Origin of the sequence: Pseudomonas sp. BF-B-15, assembly GCF_019946675.1 — a bacterium.
GTDB lineage: Bacteria > Pseudomonadota > Gammaproteobacteria > Pseudomonadales > Pseudomonadaceae > Aquipseudomonas > Aquipseudomonas migulae.
In genome coordinates this window covers 21,457-41,381 of sequence record NZ_JAGYFZ010000011.1, presented here as the reverse complement: position 1 = coordinate 41,381, position 19,925 = coordinate 21,457, and the positions used below count along the sequence as shown (strand labels likewise).

The 19,925-nt window shown below is 59.8% G+C and carries 18 protein-coding genes; 8 read left to right on the top strand and 10 right to left on the bottom strand.

Annotated elements, in window-relative coordinates:
- Positions 1-65: 65 nt before the first annotated feature.
- The 10 genes from fis to gcbA all read right to left on the bottom strand — a co-directional run bounded on the left by fis (position 66) and on the right by gcbA (position 12,053).
- Positions 66-386: a DNA-binding transcriptional regulator Fis gene (gene fis / locus KGA97_RS05705; RefSeq protein WP_007907419.1), complete on the bottom strand. Its 321-nt coding sequence runs from the start codon at positions 384-386 to the stop codon at positions 66-68.
- Positions 383-1,393: a tRNA dihydrouridine synthase DusB gene (gene dusB / locus KGA97_RS05700; RefSeq protein ID WP_150633367.1), complete on the bottom strand. Its 1,011-nt coding sequence runs from the start codon at positions 1,391-1,393 to the stop codon at positions 383-385. Before dusB ends, fis begins: the two co-directional genes overlap by 4 nt.
- Before the next feature lie 185 nt (positions 1,394-1,578).
- Positions 1,579-2,829, bottom strand: coding sequence for a DUF3426 domain-containing protein (locus KGA97_RS05695; protein ID WP_207284766.1), 1,251 nt, complete (start codon positions 2,827-2,829; stop codon positions 1,579-1,581).
- 30 nt (positions 2,830-2,859) lie between these two features.
- Positions 2,860-3,738, bottom strand: coding sequence for a 50S ribosomal protein L11 methyltransferase (gene prmA / locus KGA97_RS05690; protein WP_223449964.1), 879 nt, complete (start codon positions 3,736-3,738; stop codon positions 2,860-2,862).
- A gap of 280 nt (positions 3,739-4,018) precedes the next feature.
- Complete coding sequence (gene accC, locus KGA97_RS05685) at positions 4,019-5,377, bottom strand: acetyl-CoA carboxylase biotin carboxylase subunit (RefSeq protein WP_008038726.1); 1,359 nt, start codon at positions 5,375-5,377, stop codon at positions 4,019-4,021.
- Positions 5,378-5,394: 17 nt separating this feature from the next.
- Entirely contained in the window at positions 5,395-5,859 is a 465-nt protein-coding gene (gene accB / locus KGA97_RS05680) for an acetyl-CoA carboxylase biotin carboxyl carrier protein (protein WP_008038728.1), read from the bottom strand.
- 24 nt (positions 5,860-5,883) lie between these two features.
- Complete coding sequence (gene aroQ, locus KGA97_RS05675) at positions 5,884-6,339, bottom strand: type II 3-dehydroquinate dehydratase (RefSeq protein ID WP_008031265.1); 456 nt, start codon at positions 6,337-6,339, stop codon at positions 5,884-5,886.
- A gap of 131 nt (positions 6,340-6,470) precedes the next feature.
- Positions 6,471-8,210 (bottom strand): protein-disulfide reductase DsbD, encoded by a 1,740-nt coding sequence (locus KGA97_RS05670; protein ID WP_223480355.1) that lies wholly within the window; start codon positions 8,208-8,210, stop codon positions 6,471-6,473.
- Between the two features lie 173 nt (positions 8,211-8,383).
- Positions 8,384-9,427 (bottom strand): methyl-accepting chemotaxis protein, encoded by a 1,044-nt coding sequence (locus KGA97_RS29545; protein WP_411737528.1) that lies wholly within the window; start codon positions 9,425-9,427, stop codon positions 8,384-8,386.
- A 955-nt stretch (positions 9,428-10,382) separates the two neighbouring features.
- Positions 10,383-12,053: a diguanylate cyclase GcbA gene (gene gcbA / locus KGA97_RS05660; protein WP_008031270.1), complete on the bottom strand. Its 1,671-nt coding sequence runs from the start codon at positions 12,051-12,053 to the stop codon at positions 10,383-10,385.
- 315 nt (positions 12,054-12,368) lie between these two features.
- Here gcbA and KGA97_RS05655 point away from each other — a divergent pair, with 315 nt between their 5' ends.
- From KGA97_RS05655 to speA, 8 genes are all read left to right on the top strand, one after another.
- The gene (locus KGA97_RS05655; protein ID WP_223480354.1) at positions 12,369-13,520 is read left to right on the top strand and encodes a DUF2515 family protein; all 1,152 of its coding nucleotides are present in this window, start codon (positions 12,369-12,371) and stop codon (positions 13,518-13,520) included.
- The gene (locus KGA97_RS05650; RefSeq protein WP_223480353.1) at positions 13,517-14,239 is read left to right on the top strand and encodes a hypothetical protein; all 723 of its coding nucleotides are present in this window, start codon (positions 13,517-13,519) and stop codon (positions 14,237-14,239) included. The genes KGA97_RS05655 and KGA97_RS05650 overlap by 4 nt, the downstream gene beginning before the upstream one ends.
- Positions 14,218-14,724, top strand: coding sequence for an Hcp family type VI secretion system effector (locus tag KGA97_RS05645; RefSeq protein ID WP_223480352.1), 507 nt, complete (start codon positions 14,218-14,220; stop codon positions 14,722-14,724). The genes KGA97_RS05650 and KGA97_RS05645 overlap by 22 nt, the downstream gene beginning before the upstream one ends.
- Positions 14,721-15,197 carry a hypothetical protein gene (locus KGA97_RS05640; RefSeq protein WP_223480351.1) on the top strand — a complete coding sequence of 159 codons (477 nt, stop codon included), beginning with the start codon at positions 14,721-14,723 and terminating at the stop codon, positions 15,195-15,197. Before KGA97_RS05645 ends, KGA97_RS05640 begins: the two co-directional genes overlap by 4 nt.
- A gap of 153 nt (positions 15,198-15,350) precedes the next feature.
- Entirely contained in the window at positions 15,351-16,418 is a 1,068-nt protein-coding gene (locus tag KGA97_RS05635; protein WP_008031276.1) for a DUF2333 family protein, read from the top strand.
- Between the two features lie 3 nt (positions 16,419-16,421).
- On the top strand, positions 16,422-16,979 hold the full coding sequence (locus KGA97_RS05630; protein ID WP_223414956.1) for an NUDIX hydrolase: 558 nt from the start codon (positions 16,422-16,424) through the stop codon (positions 16,977-16,979).
- Positions 16,980-17,270: 291 nt separating this feature from the next.
- Complete coding sequence (locus KGA97_RS05625) at positions 17,271-17,642, top strand: translation initiation factor Sui1 (RefSeq protein WP_008031278.1); 372 nt, start codon at positions 17,271-17,273, stop codon at positions 17,640-17,642.
- 217 nt (positions 17,643-17,859) lie between these two features.
- A complete protein-coding gene (gene speA / locus KGA97_RS05620; RefSeq protein ID WP_192226980.1) occupies positions 17,860-19,773 on the top strand; it encodes an arginine decarboxylase in 1,914 nt (637 codons plus the stop codon).
- The last annotated feature ends 152 nt before the right edge of the window (positions 19,774-19,925 follow it).

Below are 19,925 nucleotides of genomic sequence, written 5' to 3'. Positions count from 1 at the left end.
AGCAAAGGAGTCAGCAAAAAAGGCGACCGTTTTTACGCGGGCGCCTTTCTGGTTTGATTGAATGCTTACAGCAAATCGTACTGCTTGAGTTTCTTGCGCAGGGTGCCTCGGTTCAGCCCGAGCAGCTCACTGGCCTTGGTCTGGTTACCCTTGACGTAGTTCATCACGCACTCGAGCAGGGGCGCCTCGACTTCGGAGAGCACCAGGTTGTACACATCCGTGACGGCAGCGCCCTCAAGGTGGGCGAAATAATTGTGCAGCGCCTTCTCGACACTCCCGCGAAGGGTCTGGCCTTCTTCGCTCGGCGTATTGAGGTGCTGTTTCAAATTCACGTTGTCGCTCACGGGTGTTGTTCCACTCACTAAAGTCTCGGTCATCATCGTCATGCGGCCACCTCTTCTCCGTCCCCTGTCAGGCTCTTGTAACGTTCGGCGAAGAAGCCCTGAACGTTGGCGCATTGTGCTTCCGTATCTTCCAAACGATTGAAGTGGGCGCGAAACTCCCTGGCGCCCGGCAAGGTTGCGAGATACCAGCCCACATGCTTCCGAGCGATCCGGACACCCATGACATCTCCATAGAAGACGTGCAGTGCGGCCAGATGCTCTAGCAGAATGCGTTCCACCTCGATCAGCTCCAGCGCCGGGAGTTTTTCGCCGGTACGCAGGAAATGGTCGATCTCGCGAAAAATCCATGGCCGCCCCTGGGCAGCCCGTCCAACCAACAGTCCATCGGCACCGGTCGCGTCGAGCACGTAGCGGGCCTTTTCCGGCGAATCGATGTCGCCATTGGCGAAGACCGGCATCGACACGGCCTGCTTGATCGCGGCAATGGTGTCGTACTCGGCTTCACCGGTGTACAGATCGGCACGGGTGCGGCCATGGACCGCCAACGCCGTAATGCCTGCCTGCTCGGCGATCTTCGCCACCGTCAGACCGTTCTTGTTGTCCCGGTCCCAGCCGGTACGGATCTTCAAGGTAACCGGCACATCAACCGCAGCCACCACGGCCTGCAGGATCTCGGTCACCAGTGCTTCATCCTTCAACAATGCGGAACCGGCGGCCTTGTTGCAGACCTTCTTTGCCGGACAGCCCATGTTGATATCAATAATCTGTGCGCCCAGTTCGACGTTGGCCCTGGCCGCATCCGCCAGCATCTGTGCATCACCACCGGCGATCTGCACCGAGCGTGGCTCGGGATCACCTTCGTGGATCATGCGCATGCGCGATTTGCGGGTGTTCCACAAACTCATGTCGCTGGTGACCATTTCCGAGACTACAAGTCCTGCGCCCAGTCGCTTGCACAGCTGACGAAAGGGTTGGTCGGTGACACCCGCCATAGGGGCGAGAATCAAGCCGTTGTGCAATGTGTATGGACCGATGCGTACCGCCGACATAGGACTTTCCAGTTGTGGGGCCGGATCATGAGAGTTCGAAAAAGGGTTGGCATGATACCCGCTCTCGATGACTGGATAAAGGCTGAATTGAACAAAATCTGAACAGTTATTCTGTTATTGCCAGCAGTTTGGTATGAGCGGTCTCTGCCAGAAATGTGCCGTCAAACCCGTAACACTGAAGCGTTTCACTCGGGTGAATGAAAGCTCAGGCTGTAGTTCACGGCTTTGGCGCCTGGGTCGAGGATGTCCAGGGCGATGTGGATCGGCGTTTGCGGCGGCATTTCCGCCATGCCTTCGAGATCGCCGTTGAGGTACTCGCCAGGCTTGAAGCGGCGGCTGGCGATCAGGTGACCGTTGAGGTCGGCAAAGCGCAGCTCCAGCAACGGGAACGGCTGGGAGAACGGCGCGCGGTTGTAGATGATCGCGTCGACCACCAGCGCGCCATTGAATTCCGGATGGCTGCGCACCACCAGGTTGCTGCTCTTGATTTTCGCGATGTCGACTTTTGACGGCACGGTGCAGCCGATTTGCGGGCAGAACTGCTGGAACCACGGACGGTACTGATCCTGACGAGCCAGTTCGTCAAAATGGTAAGCGATGTATTGACCCGCGAGTGCGCCAGCGCCGAGCAGGATCAGCAGCAACCAGAAAAACCGTCGGCCCCAGGGCGAGCGGCGTTTTTGCCAGTCAAGTTGCAACGGGTCATCGGTCAGGTCTTGCAGCACCTCGGCACGTACGCCCGGTTCGCTGCGTTCACGGCGTTTGCGCAGCGGCTCGATCGAAGGCAGGTCGTCGTCGATATCGTCACTGGCGTCGGTGGCTGACAGGCGTTCGTGATGGAGCGGGGCGTCGAGTGGATCGTTCAGGCGCAGTTGCGGCGGCAGAGTCTCGTCGTCCAGCTCCACGGGTTCCAGGGACAGCGAGGGTTCGGTGCGCGAAGGTTTGCTCGGCTCGATCGCCGGCTCGGGCGTGAGGGGGACTTCGGCAGCTTCTGTCGCTTGCGCCGCTTCGGCGCGATCGGCGGCGGATTCGCTGAACAGGCTGTCGGACCACGGCTCTTCGTCGTGCTCGGCGCTATCGCGGCGGGCGCTCAGGCTATCTTCGCGGTGGCGACCGAATTCGGTGGTCGGCTGGATTTCCCGCTGTTCCAGTCGAGCGAGTTCTTCATCCAGGTCCAGGCTGTCCAGGTCCAGTTCGGCGGCAGTCCACTGCTTCTGGCTGATGGCCCGAGGTTCTGGCTCGGCTGTCTCGACGATGGCCGGAGCCGCCGGGGGGATCACTTCCTTGCCTGCCTGCTCAAGCAGTTGCTTGGCGGCGTTGAACACCTGCAGGCACGAGCCGCAACGAACCACTCCACGGGCCACGCTCAACTGAGCATGGCTGACGCGGAAGCTGGTTTGGCAATGCGGGCACTGGGTGACGAAGCTGTCGGTCATGCGGCGATCCGGATTATGCAGGCGCTCATTCTAGCGCCGACGGCCAGTGATGCGCACCCAGCCATCGCGATTGGCGATCGGGTCCAGATCGAAGTCCTGCGCGTAGGCGGCGGCTACTTCATCACCTTGCTCGGCGAGGATGCCCGACAGCGCCAGGCGACCACCCGGCTTGACCAGGCTCGACAGTTGCGGTGCGAGGGAGACCAGCGGGCCGGCGAGGATGTTGGCCACCAGCACGTCGGCCTTAACCTGTGGCAGATCTTCCGGCAGATACAGCGGGAAGAGCGCATCGGCGATGTTGTTGCGACCGGCGTTGTCGCGCGAGGCTTCCAGCGCCTGCACGTCGATGTCAGTGCCAACGGCTTCCTTGGCGCCGAGCAGCAGGGCGGCAATCGCCAGGATCCCCGAGCCGCAACCGAAGTCCAGCACGTTGCAGCCTTTCAAGTCCTGACCGTCGAGCCATTCCAGGCACAGCGCGGTGGTCGGGTGCGTGCCGGTGCCGAACGCGAGGCCCGGGTCCAGCAGGATGTTCACGGCGTCGGGTTCAGGCGCGGCGTGCCAGCTCGGCACGATCCACAGGCGTTGGCCGAAGCGCATTGGCTGGAAATCGTCCATCCAGCTGCGTTCCCAGTCCTGGTCTTCGATGACTTCGCTGTGATGCTCGGGCAGCGGGCTGCCGGTCAGCAGCTCCAGATGTGCCAGGACCGAAGCGGCTTCGGTGCCGCCTTCGAACAGGGCCAGCAGGTGAGTGTGCGACCACAGCGGGGTGGTGTTGAGTTCCGGTTCGAAGATCGGCTGGTCTTCGGCGTCCATGAAAGTCACCGACACGGCGCCCACTTCAAGGAAAGCGTCTTCGTAGGTTTCGGCTTGTTCTGGGCTGATGGCGAGACGGACTTGCAGCCAAGGCATGGCGGGCACCTTTGAAAAATATTGATTGCAGCCTAGCGGGCTGCGAGAAGCGCGCAAGTTTACGCGAGCGCGAGGCAGAAGACGACAAGGTCGACATATGCGTGTTCTTCGTAGGAGCGAGCGGTGCGACGATTCGACTTGCCCGCGAACCAGGCGCCGCGGTATGTCTGTACGATTGAGGCGCACCCTTCGCGGGCAAGCCTCGCTCCTACAGGGGGATATGAAACCTTCAGAAACAACAAAGCCGCCCGAAGGCGGCTTTGTTGATCAGGCTAAAAGCTTAGTGCTTTTCGCCAGCCAGCTTGTGTTCCAGGTAGTGAATGTTCACACCACCTTTGCAGAAGCCTTCATCGCGGGTCAGGTCGCGGTGCAGCGGGATGTTGGTCTTGATCCCGTCGACAACGATTTCGTCCAGCGCATTGCGCATGCGCGCCATGGCTTCGTCACGGGTTGCGCCGTAGGTGATCAGCTTGCCGATCAACGAATCGTAGTTCGGCGGAACGGCATAACCGCTGTACAGGTGCGAATCGACGCGAACGCCGTTGCCGCCTGGAGCGTGGAAATGCTTGACCGTGCCCGGGCTTGGCATGAAGGTTTTCGGGTCTTCGGCGTTGATCCGGCATTCCAGCGCGTGACCGCGGATGACTACGTCATCCTGGGTGAACGACAGCTTGTTGCCGGCGGCGATGCTGAGCATCTCCTTGACGATGTCGATACCGGTGACCATTTCCGAAACCGGGTGCTCTACCTGGACACGAGTGTTCATCTCGATGAAGTAGAAGTGACCGTTTTCGTAAAGGAACTCAAAGGTGCCGGCGCCGCGGTAGCCGATGTCGATGCACGCCTTGACGCAGCGAGCGAGGACTTCCTGGCGTGCTTTCTCGTCGATGCCCGGTGCCGGCGCTTCTTCGAGAACCTTCTGGTGACGACGTTGCAGCGAGCAATCGCGGTCGCCCAGATGAATGGCGTGGCCCTGGCCGTCGGAAAGTACCTGAACTTCCACGTGACGTGGGTTGGTCAGGAATTTTTCCAGATAGACCATCGGGTTGCCGAACGCCGCGCCTGCTTCGGAGCGGGTCAGTTTCGCCGAAGAGATCAGGTCTTCTTCGCTATGCACAACGCGCATGCCGCGACCACCACCGCCGCCAGCGGCTTTGATGATCACCGGGTAACCGACTTCGCGACCGATGCGCAGAGCGGTTTCTTCGTCTTCCGGCAGCGGGCCGTCAGAACCCGGAACGGTTGGAACGCCAGCAGCGATCATCGCGTGCTTGGCCGATACCTTGTCGCCCATCAGGCGAATGGTCTCGGCTTTCGGACCAATGAAAGCGAAGCCGGAGTTCTCGACCTGCTCAGCGAAATCAGCGTTTTCCGCAAGGAAACCGTAGCCTGGGTGAATGGCGGTGGCGCCGGTCACTTCAGCCGCGGCGATGATTGCCGGGATGTGCAGGTAAGAGTGGGCGGCCGAGGCCGGACCGATGCAGACGGATTCGTCTGCCAGGCCCAGGTGCATCAGCTCTTTGTCGGCCTTGGAGTAAACGGCGACGGTCTTGATGCCCATCTCTTTGCAGGCACGCAGAATCCGCAGTGCGATCTCACCGCGGTTGGCGATCAGAACTTTTTCCAACTTCGCAGTCATCAAAGTTTCTCCGCGGTTCAAACGATGGTGAACAGCGGTTGGTCGTACTCAACCGGCTGGCCGTCTTCGACGAGGATGGATTCGATCACACCGCTGGTTTCAGCTTCGATGTGGTTCATCATCTTCATGGCTTCGACGATGCACAGGGTGTCGCCTTTCTTCACGGTCTGGCCGACTTCAACGAAGGACGGCGAGCTTGGCGAAGATTTGCGATAGAAGGTGCCGACCATTGGCGAACGGGCAACGGCGCCGTTCAGGGCAGGGGCGGACGGTGCAGCAGGAGCGGCAGCGGCGGCAACCGGGGCAGCAGCGGCAGGCGCTGGAGCCGGAGCGTGCATTGGCGCCGGAGCGTAGTATTGCTGAGCCGGGGTTTTGCTATGGCGGCTGATGCGAACGGACTCTTCGCCTTCCTTGATCTCGAGCTCGTCGATGCCGGACTCTTCCAGCAGTTCGATCAGTTTCTTAACTTTACGGATATCCATGAATCATCAACTCCCAAGGGTCGGTCAGGGGCGTATAGCTTGTTGTTCAAGCTGCTCTAGTGCAGCCTCCAGGGCCAGTCGATAACCGCTGGCGCCAAGGCCGCAGATCACTCCCACCGCTACGTCGGAGAAGTAAGAGTGATGGCGGAAAGGTTCGCGTTTGTGCACGTTAGACAAATGCACTTCGATGAATGGGATGCTCACCGCCAGCAGCGCGTCACGTAATGCGACACTTGTGTGTGTAAAAGCTGCTGGATTGATCAGAATGAAGTCCACACCTTCGCTGCGGGCAGCGTGGATGCGGTCGATCAATTCGTACTCGGCGTTGCTTTGCAGGTGCAGCAAATGATGGCCGGCTTCACGAGCGCGGCGTTCCAGGTCCTGATTGATCTGCGCCAGTGTCGTAGCGCCATAGGTGCCCGGTTCACGGGTGCCGAGCATGTTCAGGTTGGGGCCGTGCAGAACCAATAGGGTCGCCATCTGCTGTTCCTCGTTATCCGTGTGCATTTGTCAGAACCCGGCGACTATGCCGCAAAGCCTTTGTGACTGTCCAGTTCTATGCAATAGCCAGCACGATGGCCGATGTTTGCGCGAAATATGTGACCGGGTGATTAAATCCGGTCATTTGCTTTCGATACACGTTCGGCGAAGTCCGTGGCGCTGATTTCGCCGATCACTCGTACATCGGCGCGTTCGACACCGTCCTTGCCAAAAAACATCAGCGCCGGTGGGCCGAATAGTGTGTAGCGGTCGAGGAGGGCGCGTTGCTCGGCGTTGCTGGCGGTGATGTCGAAGCGAATCAGCCGATAACCCTTGAGGCGTTCGACGACCTGCGCGTCGTTAAGCACTTTGTGTTCGATGACTTTGCAACTGATGCACCAGTCGGCGTACCAGTCGAGCAGCAGCGGGGTGCCGGAGGATTTGGCTTCGGCGAGGACGCGATCGAGTTCGGCTGGAGTCGTGACGGTTTGCCAGTCGCTGGTGTTTTGTGACTGCTCGTTGCTGTTGACGACACGCGGCTGGCCGATCGGGTTGAACGGATCGGTCTGGCCACTGAAGGCGCCATACCAACAGGCCAGTGCATAAAACAGCAGGAACATCCCGAGTAACTGGCCCAGGCGTTTTCGCGGAGGTTTGTAGACGAACTCCAGCGCGCCCATGAACAAGCCGACACCGCCGGCCAGCAAGCCGATCAGCAACAAAGTGATCTGCCCCGGCAGCACGCGACTGAGCAGGCCGATCGCCAGACCCAGCAATAGCACGCCAATCGAGTTTTTCACGTAGACCAGCCATGGTCCGCTTTTCGGCAGCCAGGCGGCGCCGCCAGTGGCCACCAGCAACAGCGGTGCGCCCATGCCGAGGCCGAGCAAGAACAGTTTCAAGCCGCCGCCCAACGCATCGCCACTGGCGCTGATGTACAGCAGCGCGCCGGCCAGCGGTGCCGAGACGCAGGGAGAAACCAACAGACTGGAAACCACGCCCAGCACCGCCGCGCCCCACAACGAACCGCCTTCGGTGCGCCCGGCGATGCGGTCCAGCCGACTGCTGATCGCCTGCGGTAACTTGAGTTCGAAGACACCGAACATCGCTAGGGCAAACAGTGCAAAAAACATTGCGAACGGCACCAGCACCCACGCCGATTGCAGCCGCGCCTGAAGGTTGAGCTGCGCGCCGAACATCCCCATCAACGCACCGAGCAGAGCGAAGCAGGCGGCCATCGGCAGCACGTAAGCGAGCGAAAGGTTGAAGCCGCGCAAGCCACCCACCTGGCCGCGCAACACCACGCCGGAGAGGATCGGCAGCATTGGCAGCACGCAAGGGGTGAAGGTCAGGCCAAGGCCCGCAAGGAAGAACAATGCCAGTTCCCGCCAGCTCCAGCTCGTGGTTGTGCCGCCACTGCCGTCGATACTCAGGCGTTCGGTCTCGGGCGGATAGCACAGGCCTTTGTCGGCACAGCCTTGATAGGTCACCGCCAGCGTGAAGGCGCGTTGATCGCTGCGCGGCAGTTCGACATCGAGAATCCCGTGGTAAACCTCGACGTCGCCGAAGTATTCATCGTGTTTCTGCTCGCCTTTGGGCAGCTGTGCCGGGCCGACTACGATCTCGGCAGGGTCGGCGCGAAACTGAAAGCGATGGCGGTAGAGGTAATAACCCTCGGTGGCGACGAAACGCAGCTTGATCGATTGTGGCGTGCTGTCTATCAGGCTCAGTTGAAAGGCTTCGCGCACGGGCAGGAAGTCGGCGCTGTTGTTGATCGAACCCAGAGTGGAACTGGGTCGACTCTCCAGCAAACCGGCGGCGGTGGCCGGCAGGGCGAGCACTAAAAGCAGCAGGCAGAGCAAACGGCGCATGACGATCTCGCGTATCGGAATTGGGGCCATGATAGCGGACAGTCGATTGGATTGCTTTTATGGGTCCTGTAGGAGCGAGGCTTGCCCGCGAAGAACGATGACACGGTTCGCCTGATAAACCGTGTCGTCTGGTTCGCGGGCAAGCCTCGCTCCTACAGGTATGTGGTGGTCTGTCAGACGCGGAATGCCTGAACGGCCGTATGCAACCGCCCGCCCAATACCAACAAATGCTCGCCTTGCTCACGTCCCTCACCGATACGCAGCAAATTATCCCCGCCCAATTGGTGAATCCGCTCACTGTGATCGCGGATTTCGCTGACGGCTCCGCTCTGCTGAGCCGTGACATCGGCGATGCGTACGGCAGTGTCTGAAATCGTCTGGATCGCCCCGACGATTTTATCCAGCGCACCGTCGGCCGCCTGGGCCTGATTGGCTGTCGCCTCCGCGTGTTCAACCTGCGCGCGCATGCCTTCCACCGACTCTCGGGCCGCTGTCTGCAGCCCGGCGATCAAGTTCTGGATCTCTGCCGTAGCGCCTGCGGTGCGCTGCGCCAATGACCGAACCTCTTCCGCCACGACGGCAAACCCGCGTCCCATTTCCCCGGCGCGGGCCGCTTCGATGGCGGCGTTCAGGGCCAGCAGGTTGGTCTGGTCGGCAATCGAGCGGATCACCGTCAGCACGCCGCCGATGGTGGCGGACTCCTCGGCCAGATGTTCGATCATCTGTGCATTGCTTTGCACTTCGCCCACCAGCGCATGCAACCCGGTGAGGCTCAAACCGATGACTTTCTGTCCATGTTCTACCGCCAATCCAGCATGGCGGCTGGCGTCGGCAGCCTGGCTGGCATCGCCGGCGACTTGTTGAATGGTCGCTTCCAGCTCGCCGAGGGAGTCGCGGATCAACGCGGTGTCACCCGCCTGATGTTCGGCGCCGCTGTGCAAATCATTGCTCAACTCGGCCAGGGTGCGGCTGCTGCCGGCAACCTGCTCGGCGTTGAGGCGAATGGTTCCGACCAGATCGACGAGGTAGGCGCGCAGTCGATTGAGCGAGGCCTGGATGTCATGCAGTTCGCGATTGGTCTTGCCCAATTCGATGTCGCGGCTGAAGTCGCCTTCGGCCCAGGTCGAGAGTGCCGGCGCGAGGTTGGTCAGCGTCCGGGCCAGGCGCCGCTGCAGGGTGTCGATGAGTAATGCGATCAGCAGAATCAGGCCGATCATCACCCCTTGCATCAGCCGCACTTCGCTCTGGATCTGCCCGTGCTGGGCACGGACCACCGGTTCCAGCCCGGCGATGGACTGTTGCACGGCAGCGATTTTCTGGTGAGTCGCGGCGCTGAGGTCGGCGCGTTTCTGGATCTGCTCGCGGGTTCGCGCAAGCTCTGCGGGATAGCGCGTGAGCAGGCTGTTGAGCTCGCGTTTGAGGCCGACGCCGGCATCTTCCGCAACGGTTTTTTCGGTGTTCTCCAGGCCCATCATTGCAGCGAAATCGTCGGTGCCCGATTCACTTTTACTGGTCACGCCCAAGAGCGGCAAGGCGTTCAGAAGCTCGGCTTGCGTGCGGATGTTGGTGACTTCGCGCTCGACATCGGCGGCCAGTTCGCTGCGGCCGCTGCTGACCAGTTTGTCCCGCGCCAAAGAGAGTTTGCCCAGGTGTTGGGAGGCCGCGAGCAATGGCGTCAGATAGTTCGCGTTGCTGCTGGCGTATTGACTCAACTGGTCGAGGCTGGCGCCGAGTTCGCGTTCGGCTTGCAGCAACAGCGCCTGAGGATCGCCTGCGAGTTTGCCGGCGGCCAACAGGTCGGTTTTGCTGAATTCATCCAGGTTCGACAGGCTCGGGCGCAAGCTGTCGGCCAGCGTCGGCGGTAGCTCGGCGAGTTCCTTTTGCAGGCCGTCGATGGCTTGGCTGGCGCTGCTCAGGCGCAAGGCATCGCCGCTGGCCAGGTAATCCTCGATGTTACGCGCCACTTCATTCTGGAATTGCTGGGACAACCCGAGGTAGCGCTCCATCAATAGATAGGGGCGCTCCAGGGCTTTTTGCGACCACCAAAGCGTGGCGCCGAGGGCCACGCACACGGCGACTAGAAGGAGGGTATTGAGATTGGTCAGCAGCTTCAGACGCATCAAGGGACTACCAACGGCGAAATGGTAAGTGCCTGAAGTTATTGCGTTTCTGTTACAGGGTTATGACTGAATGGGTCGATTCCGATGAAAAAGTGGCACTTTGCTTTGACGTCCGTGCGGCTTGTACGCGGTTGCGTCCGGCATGCTTGGCACGGTACAGCGCCTCGTCTGCCTGGCTGGCCATCATCAGGCCGTCGGAGTCTTCGCACAGCTCGACCACCCCGGCGCTGAACGTGCACCAGAGGTCCTGGGGCTGAGCGGGGTAATGGATTTCGGCGAAGCGCTGACGGATTTCGTCGAGGACTTTACAGGCCGCTTCGATATCGGTGTCCGGCATGACGATGGCAAATTCTTCGCCGCCGTAGCGGCCGATGAAATCGGTCTTGCGCAATCGTTGCTTGAGGAACAGCGCCAGGCTCTTGATCACACGGTCGCCCATGGGGTGGCCGTGGCTGTCGTTGACCCGTTTGAAGTGGTCGATGTCGAGCATCGCAAAGCTCAGCGGCTTGCTCTCTCGGCGTGCGCGGAAGCTGCAGTCTTCGAGTAATTGCAGAATGTGCGTGTGGTTGTACAGCCCGGTGAGGCTGTCGCGGACCATCCGCGCTTTCAGATTGCGCGCCCGCGCCGCGCGGTTGCGCACGGTGGTGATCAGGTGCCGGGGCTTGATCGGTTTGGTCAGGAAGTCGTCGCCGCCCTCGCTCATGGCGTCGAGCTGCTTGTCCAGGTCGTCTTCGGCCGACAGGTAAATGATCGGCACGCTGACATAGCGGTCATTGTGGCGGATCACTTTGGCCAGTTCCGTACCGGTGCAGGCCGGCATGTACATGTCGAGAATGATCAGGTCGGGCTGGAAATCCGCCAGTTCGGCCATGGCCTGGATCGGCTCGATCAAGGTGCGCGTGACGATCCCGGCGCTGTTGAGCAGGCGCTCGGTGTGCAAGGCCTGGGCGCGGGAATCGTCGATGATCAGCACTTTATAAGGTTCGTACTGCGCGACGCAGGTCAGGACTTCGATTTTCTCCAGCAGGCTCGAGGCTTCGAGGGTGCCGGTGAGAAACTCCTGGCCACCGGCACGCACGGCGGCGAGGCGGGTCGGGGTGTCGGTTTCGAGCAGACTGAAAAACAGCAGCGGCAACGGTTCATCCAGACCGACCTGGGCTTCGGCGGCCAGTTTCAGGCCGACGCCGGGGCCGCTGAAGTCCACGTCCATGACAATCGCGGCAGGCAAACGCTCGACCATCGAGGAGCGAAACGCCGACACGCTGTCGAGGGACTGGGCGCTGAGGCCGAAAAATTCCAGTTGTTTGGCCAGTCGCTCGGCACGGTCGTGATCCTGCAGCATCACGTAGATCGGCTTGCGCAACGGCGGCAGGAAGGTTTGTTCGAGCTGATCGCCATGGCGCAGGCCGGTACGCGACAGACGCTGCATCAAGCGATTGAGGTCAGTGATCAGGCCGCTGCTGAGGCGCCCGCGATTGGCGTCGACAGCCTCCAGCGACTGGCCGATATGGCGCGCCAGTTGCGTGTGTTCCGGTTGTTCGAAGCGCTCGGCGAAACGCAGCAGGCGCAGGTTGGCTTCACTCAATTCCGATAAGTCGGTGGTGGACCACTCACTGCGTTGCAGGCGCTGCCAGATCTCAAGAATTTGACGTGCCTGATGAATTACCCGCTGGGCAAAGTGGTGCTTGAGGCGCTCACGGCTGGGGTCTTCTGGCTCGGTCATATCCTGACTACTAGTTAGGGTGCATGCTGAGATCGACTGGTGGCTCTATGCTAGCACCTCTTTTCAGTCGCATGAGTGTCGTATGTCAATAATCTGCAATGCGACGTCATTCAGTTTCTGACTGGCGGGTCTGAAAATGTGTGTCGGTGATCTGGCATTACCCATGATCAGGGCCTCTCCTGCCTGTTTTCGCGAATCGTCTGTCATCCCGGCGAGCGATACTTGTCAGGGAGTTCTGATTTTTCGCCGGCAGACTTGAACCGGATTTTCGGCTGGTAGGGTGTCAGGGAAACCCTTAGATGCCATCGGCCCATTATGACCCAGTGTTTCAAAGAACATCCCAGCGACGAGCAGCGGCTGAATCACAACAGCACGCCCGTTGCTGATTGTGAATGCAAAGAGGAACTGCTCTATGGGAGCAAGACGTTTGTTACCGACGTCCCGATTCTGACGTGCGGGTGCCTATGGCGACACTACCAGCGGGAGGCGGAGGACATCGTCGCACCTGGAGGGGTATTGATTGCCGACCCTGTTGAGCGCAACCGCGTTATCAACGCTGCGTACGCTCGACTCTGGCTGCACGATTCCAGGTTTCAGTGGGCCGGGCTGGCGGCGTTTGCCTCCAAGCAGGTTGGCTGCGGATTGCTGCATGCGGCGGACAGTATCGATCTCATTCGCGATGAGCATGAGTCGCGGGAGCGTATGCGTGACAGTCGTCGAGAGTACGGTTTGTTGACGCCGGACAGGATGGCCGGGCAGGCGCAAGAGTTGCGTGACTATAAGGAAGCGGATGCGCGCAATCCGGCGCCCTCTGTGGATTTTCGTTCTGCGGATGAGGATTTGTCGTTGGTGCAACAACAGTTCCGGCATGTGCACGACATGATGGCGCTGGGGAACACCACGCTGTTTCTGGATGTTTTTCCGTTGCATGAGTTTTATGCGAAACGGGGGTTCAGAGAGTTGAAAAAGTGTTTGGGAGCACGGGCGGGAATATTTGGGCATCCGAAGTTTCCGGTGCTGTGGCCAGTGGGGAAGGAAAAGCTGGAATTCGGGCTGGATTACACCGAGATTTTGCTGGGTTTTGAGGCGATAGAGGATGGAGATATTGCCGGTAGCGTTGAGCATTTGGCTTGGCATGAGCAACAGAACATTCTCCAGCCAACTATTTACAAGGATCGGCAGTTGGTCAGCTTACTGCGTGCCAACCACGCATCCTACGTCACTGGGTTTCCTTCAGGCGTTGCCCAGGCGATTGAGTTGACCCTCACCAGTCAATGTGAGCGCGTCGAAGACGAGCGCACCATTGGTTTCAGTAACAACCCGCTGGCGGACTTGTCGGATATCCAGCAGCGAATGCCTTTCGTACTTCGCGCTGCAGCGCGCTTTGATCAGATGCTTGACGACACAAACCGAAGTGTACTTGAGCAGTCGATCATCGAGATTGCGTCTGGGCAGGTAATCCCATGAGTCTGCGGCCAGGTATCGACCGCTGGCGGCTTGGGGCGGGTTGGCTGTTTCTGGCTGTCCTGCTATGGATGGCTACGAATCAGTTAGTCGAGTCTCTATCGCAAGAGCCGGTCATCGCATTGGAAATGGGCGGTACCTACGAAACCTTGCGCAAACATTCTTCAGTTCCCTTCAGTCCGATGGTCCCCGGGCACGTCTGGATGGGCCTTCCCAAGACAGATGCGCGCCTTCGATTCATCGATCCGCAGTACGAATTCGTCACACCGAGAGCGCGCTTTTTCACTGTTGTATTTGACGACAATATCGTTAGCAGTATCCGCATGTCTCCGCAGATAGAGCCACTACTGATCGATGATGCCCTCAAGGTAGTTCTCGACCTGCAAGACCAATGGCGCGAAAAAGGTTGGGTGGCAAAGGGGCTACGAAACAATCCCACGATCGCGGATACCCCTGAGTGGCGGGCTTACTTGAGTAGAGGAATTCTTTCCGGGCGATCCTATTGGCAGGCGGGCGACAAGTATCAGGCCATGCTGATACTGGGACGCTTCGAGGATTATCGAAATCCGAGTCAGGAACGCTACCTCATCACCTTGGACCTCGGTAAAGCCTGGAGGCCCTTCGACGAAATCGAAGACATGTACGACGAACCCTCGCACTTCCCCGCCCCACAACCCAAAAAAACCCAAGGAGCCCCACCATGCCAACTCCCGCCTTCATGACCCTCCACGGCGAACACCAAGGCCTGATCAGCGCTGGTGCTTTTACTGAGGCGTCGGTGGGCAACATCTATCAAAAGGGGCGTGAGGACCAAATCATGATCCAGGCCCTGAGCCACGGGATCTTCGTACCGAAAGGGTCGGGCGCAGGTCGTCGGATGCACAAGCCCTTGATCGTCACCAAGGCCATCGACAAAGCGACACCGCTGATCAACAACGCTTTATGTTCTGGAGAATTGCTAAAAATATGCCGCGTCGAGTGGTATCGCACCTCGGCTCAGGGAATCCAGGAACACTTTTATACGATGGAACTGGAAGACGCGGTGATCATCGGCGCTGAAGTGCTTATGCCGCATTGCCAGGATCCCGGTACTGCTCACCTCACTCAAGTGGAGAAAGTCCATTTCAGTTACCGGCGCATTAATTGGCGGCATGAAGTCAGCCGAACCATGGGCTCCGATGAGTGGAGCACCGAGGTGCCGGGATGAGGTTGGTCAACGAGCTCGATCTGTCCGAGTGGGAGCGTCAACATGCCTGGCCCAGTGAGCAAGCGCTGGAGCTTGTGCGCCAGGCGCTGCAAGATCGGCAGCTTATCGATGGAATGGACGAGTTGCGTGCCGGCCTGCTGATTGATATCGAGAGCGAGGTGCTCGACCCGATCGAGCGGGGGGAATGGCGGTTGGTCAGGCCTGAAGCCGATTACGCTGACTGGGTAATGCCGGAGCGGACGTTTGATCCGAAGATAATGGAGCTGATGCAAAATCCGCCTGTTCAGCCGTCGAGAACGCCAAGGGTCTTTCGCCTCCTGGACAGCGCAACCGGTGAGCCGCTGGCGCTGCATGACTACATTGCGACGGTGGATGGGGACACGGCGCGACGCAGGACCGACGGCAAGGGCATTGCTCATCTGTTTACATCAACGGGGTGGCAGCAAATTTCAATGAAGGTCATTGGCGTTTAACCCTGGCAGGGCGACTAGAATTCATCGGCGCTCGGTTGTCACAGACCTGACGCTAATTTCTGCGGATAACCCGACGACGGGTGCCGGGCAAAGGCACGTTGTTGTATGGTTGTGGTCGAACCGATGAACTCAAGTGATTGAAAGGATATCGCCATGCTGGACTGGAAGAACCGCGCGGGCAGCGCGCCTGAACGTGCCGCTGAACCGAAATCGGCTACCCGCAGTTACATCGGTGGCCTTTTGTTCAGTCGGGCGCTGGCCACGCTGATCGGCCTCTATCTGATTGTGGCCTTTGTGCTTGGCTGGTACTGGAGCCAGGAGCCGGCGCTGTTCCCGGTACAACAGAATGCTCAAGTGGCGGCCGAGAAAGAAGGCAAGCAAATGGTCATCGGCTACACCACGGTCGAAACACTCAAGACCGTCGCCGATACCTTGCTGACCAAACCGGGCGGCTACATCTCCAACGACCGTTTCCCGCCGGGCCTGTGGATGGACAACACGCCGAGCTGGGAATATGGCGTGCTGGTCCAGGTCCGCGATCTGACGCGGGCGCTGCGCAAAGACTTCGCCCGTTCGCAGTCGCAATCGGCCGAAGACGCCGATCTGGCGAAAGCCGAGCCGCGTTTCAACTTTGACAATAAAAGCTGGGTGCTGCCCTCCAGCGAGTCCGAGTATCAGGAAGGCATCAATTCCCTGAGCCGCTATCAGGCGCGTCTGTCCGACCCTTTGCAGAAAAACGCGCTGTTCTACGCCCGTGCCGACAACCTGAACAACTGGCTGGGCGATGTGGGCACCCGTTTGGGTTCGCTGTCGCAACGCCTGTCGGCCAGCGTTGGCCGGGTCAAACTGAACACCGCGCTGAAGACCGAAGTGGTCGCGCCGGGTCAGGTGCCACAGGTTGACGAGGAAATCGTCGAAACCCCGTGGATGCAGATCGACAACGTGTTCTATGAAGCTCGCGGTCAGGCCTGGGCCTTGTCCCACTTGCTGCGTGCCATCGAAGTCGACTTCGCCGATGTGCTGGCGAAGAAGAACGCGACCGTCAGCGTGCGCCAGATCATTCGTGAACTGGAAGCGTCGCAGGAACCGGTCTGGAGTCCGATGATTCTCAACGGTAGCGGCTTCGGCGTACTGGCCAACCACTCGCTGGTCATGGCCAATTACATTTCCCGGGCCAACGCCGCAGTGATCGATTTGCGTCAACTGCTCAATCAGGGCTGAGTCATGGTCGATAACGCGAGAGAGGCCGCCCACCGCGCGGCCTCGGATGCCGAACAGATCGCCTGGGTCGACGAGCAGGACAACCTGCTCGGTGCACTGGTCCGCTCGGACCTGCGCGAGCGCGGGCTGATCGGACGCGGTACCTACATCATGCTGTTCAATTCGGCTGGTGAACTCTGCGTTCACCGGCGCACCCTGAGCAAAGCGATTTATCCGGGGTATTGGGACGTGGCGGCGGGGGGCATGGTGCTCGCCAGCGAAACCTACGCCGAATCGGCCGCCCGCGAGCTTGAAGAAGAGTTGGGCGTGAGCGGGGTGGAACTCACTGCCCATGATCATTTTTTCTTCGAAGACACCGGCAATCGTTTGTGGTGTTCGGCGTTTTCGGCGGTGTGGGACGGGCCGTTGACCCTGCAACCGGAAGAGGTGCTCGAAGCGCGCTTTTTGCCAATCGATGAAGTGCTTCGGGAAATCGACGAAAAGCCTTACTGCCCGGACTCTCTGGCCGCGTTGAAGCGCTATCTCCGGGCTCGTGGCGAGGACGTCGCAAAAGAGGCATAAATTGGCGCCGATTGGCTCTTAGCAAGTCGGCTTTTTGCCGTTACACTGCGCGACCTTTTCAAGCTGAACCGTATTGCTCTTTGTAGGAGCGAAGCTTGCTCGCGATGGACGTTAACGATAACGCGTGCATCCAGATTGTACGCATCGTCCTTGCGTTCTTCGCGAGCAAGCTTCGCTCCTACAGGGTTGTTTCGGTTCAGTAGCGCTGCCCCTGCCTGAGTGGGGCTTCGCGGTCGATGGCACCTGCCCAGGTTGCCGCGACCAGTCTTTGTCCTCCCAAGAGGATTGCCGGTGGCCAAAAAAGCCGCATCCTTCGCCGCCCTTGGTGGCCTGGTATTTTCCACCGACGCAGGTCGTCATTGCCCGGATTGCAGTAAGCCGGTGGACGCCTGTATCTGCAAACAGACCGTTATCCCGGCCGGCGACGGCATCGCTCGCGTGCGTCGCGAAAGCAAGGGCCGTGGCGGCAAGACGGTGACCACCATCACCGGCGTGCCGTTGGCTGAAGACGCGCTCAAGGACCTGGCCACCACGTTGAAGAAACGCTGTGGCACCGGTGGGGCGTTGAAAGACGGAATCATTGAGATCCAGGGCGATCATGTCGAGCTGCTGTTGGGCGAGCTGATCAAACTCGGTTTCAAGGCAAAGAAGTCCGGCGGCTAGCAGCCTCTGTGAAAACCACCCTCGGCTTGACCCGGTCCTGACTTCTTCTGGCCTGGCGTCGCCTACATGGTTTTCACAGAGCCTGTTCTGACCGGTTTCTAAACTCACTGCGGTCAGCGAGGTCTATCCCCTCGTTGACGAACCGTCATTTTCATCCTTTAGACTGCGCCGGCCTGAACCCAGGCGACGCTCTATGACTTCTTTATAGGGGACTTCAATGTCCGTACGACGCACACGCAAAGACGATGGCAGCCAATGGACAGTTGCGGACAGCCGCAGTGTTTACGGGATTCGCCATTGGGGGGCCGGGTATTTCGCGATCAATGACGCCGGTCGCGTCGAGGTTCGTCCGAACGGTCCGGCCAGTTCGCCTATCGACCTGTTCGAGCAAGTCGACCAGCTGCGTAAAAGTGGCTTGTCCTTGCCTCTGCTGGTGCGTTTCCCGGACATTCTGCAAGACCGCGTGCGTCAGCTGACCGGCGCCTTCGATGCCAACATCGAGCGCCTGGAATACCAGAGCAAGTACACCGCGCTGTACCCGATCAAGGTTAACCAGCAAGAAGCGGTGATCGAAAACATCATCGCCACGCAGAACGTGTCCATCGGCCTGGAAGCTGGCTCCAAGCCTGAGCTGCTGGCCGTGCTGGCACTGGCGCCGAAGGGCGGCACCATCGTGTGCAACGGTTACAAGGACCGCGAGTTCATTCGGCTGGCGCTGATGGGCCAGAAGCTTGGCCACAACGTGTTCATCGTGATCGAGAAAGAATCCGAAGTCGGCCTGGTGATCGAAGAAGCCGCCTCGCTGAAGGTCAAGCCGCAGGTCGGCTTGCGCGTGCGCCTGTCGTCCCTGGCTTCGAGCAAGTGGGCGGACACCGGTGGCGAGAAATCCAAGTTCGGTCTGTCGGCGGCGCAACTGCTGTCGGTGGTCGAGCGTTTCCGCGCGGCGGGTCTGGACCAGGGCATTCGTCTGCTGCACTTCCACATGGGCTCGCAGATCGCCAACCTGGCGGACTACCAGCACGGTTTCAAGGAAGCGATTCGTTACTACGGCGAACTGCGCAACCTCGGCCTGCCGGTTGACCACATCGACGTCGGTGGCGGTCTGGGCGTCGACTACGACGGCACGCACTCGCGTAACGCCAGCTCGATCAACTACGACATGGACGATTACGCCGGTGTCGTGGTCGGGATGCTCAAGGAGTTCTGCGACGCGCAGAGCCTGCCGCACCCGAACATTTTCTCCGAAAGCGGCCGTTCCCTGACCGCCCACCACGCGATGCTGGTGGTGCAAGTCACCGACGTTGAAAAACACAACGACGACGTGCCGAAGATCGACAACAAGGAAGAGCTGCCGGAAACCGTGCAGTGGCTGGTTGACCTGCTCGGCCCGACCGACATCGAAATGGTCACCGAAACCTACTGGCGCGCCACTCACTACATGAGCGACGTGGCCACCCAGTACGCCGACGGCAAGCTGACCCTGGCGCAAAAAGCCCTGGCCGAGCAATGCTACTTCGCCGTGTGCCGTCGCCTGCACAACTCGTTGAAGGCGCGTCAGCGTTCGCACCGTCAGGTGCTCGACGAACTCAACGACAAGCTGGCCGACAAGTACATCTGCAACTTCTCGGTATTCCAGAGCCTGCCGGACACCTGGGCCATCGGCCAGGTCCTGCCGATCCTGCCGCTGCACCGTCTCGACGAAGAGCCGCTGCGCCGCGCGGTGCTGCAAGACCTGACCTGTGACTCCGACGGCAAGATCAAGCAATACGTCGACGAGCAGAGCATCGAGACCAGCCTGCCCGTGCACGCTCTGAATGAGGGCGAAGACTACCTGCTGGGGATCTTCCTGGTCGGCGCTTACCAGGAAATTCTTGGCGACATGCACAACCTGTTCGGTGACACCGACTCGGTGAACATCTACCAGAATGCCGACGGCAGCGTGTACCACGCGGGTATCGAAACCCACGACACCATCGAAGACATGCTGCGTTACGTGCATTTGTCGCCGGAAGAGCTGATGACCCACTACCGCGACAAGTGCGCCAGTGCGCGCATCACCGCGGCCGAGCGCACCCAGTTCCTCGACGCCCTGCGTCTGGGCCTGACCCGTTCGTCTTACCTGTCTTCCTGAGGTAAGTCGCCGTTCTCGCCAGGTTGTCTGAAAATGTTCCGCACGCTGCGGAAATTTCAGATGACCTGGTGCGGCGGTTCTCTGTTTTCAAGCGAAACGTCCCACACTCCCGGCTATCAAAGCCATATGGTCTTCTTTTCGCGTAGGCCATT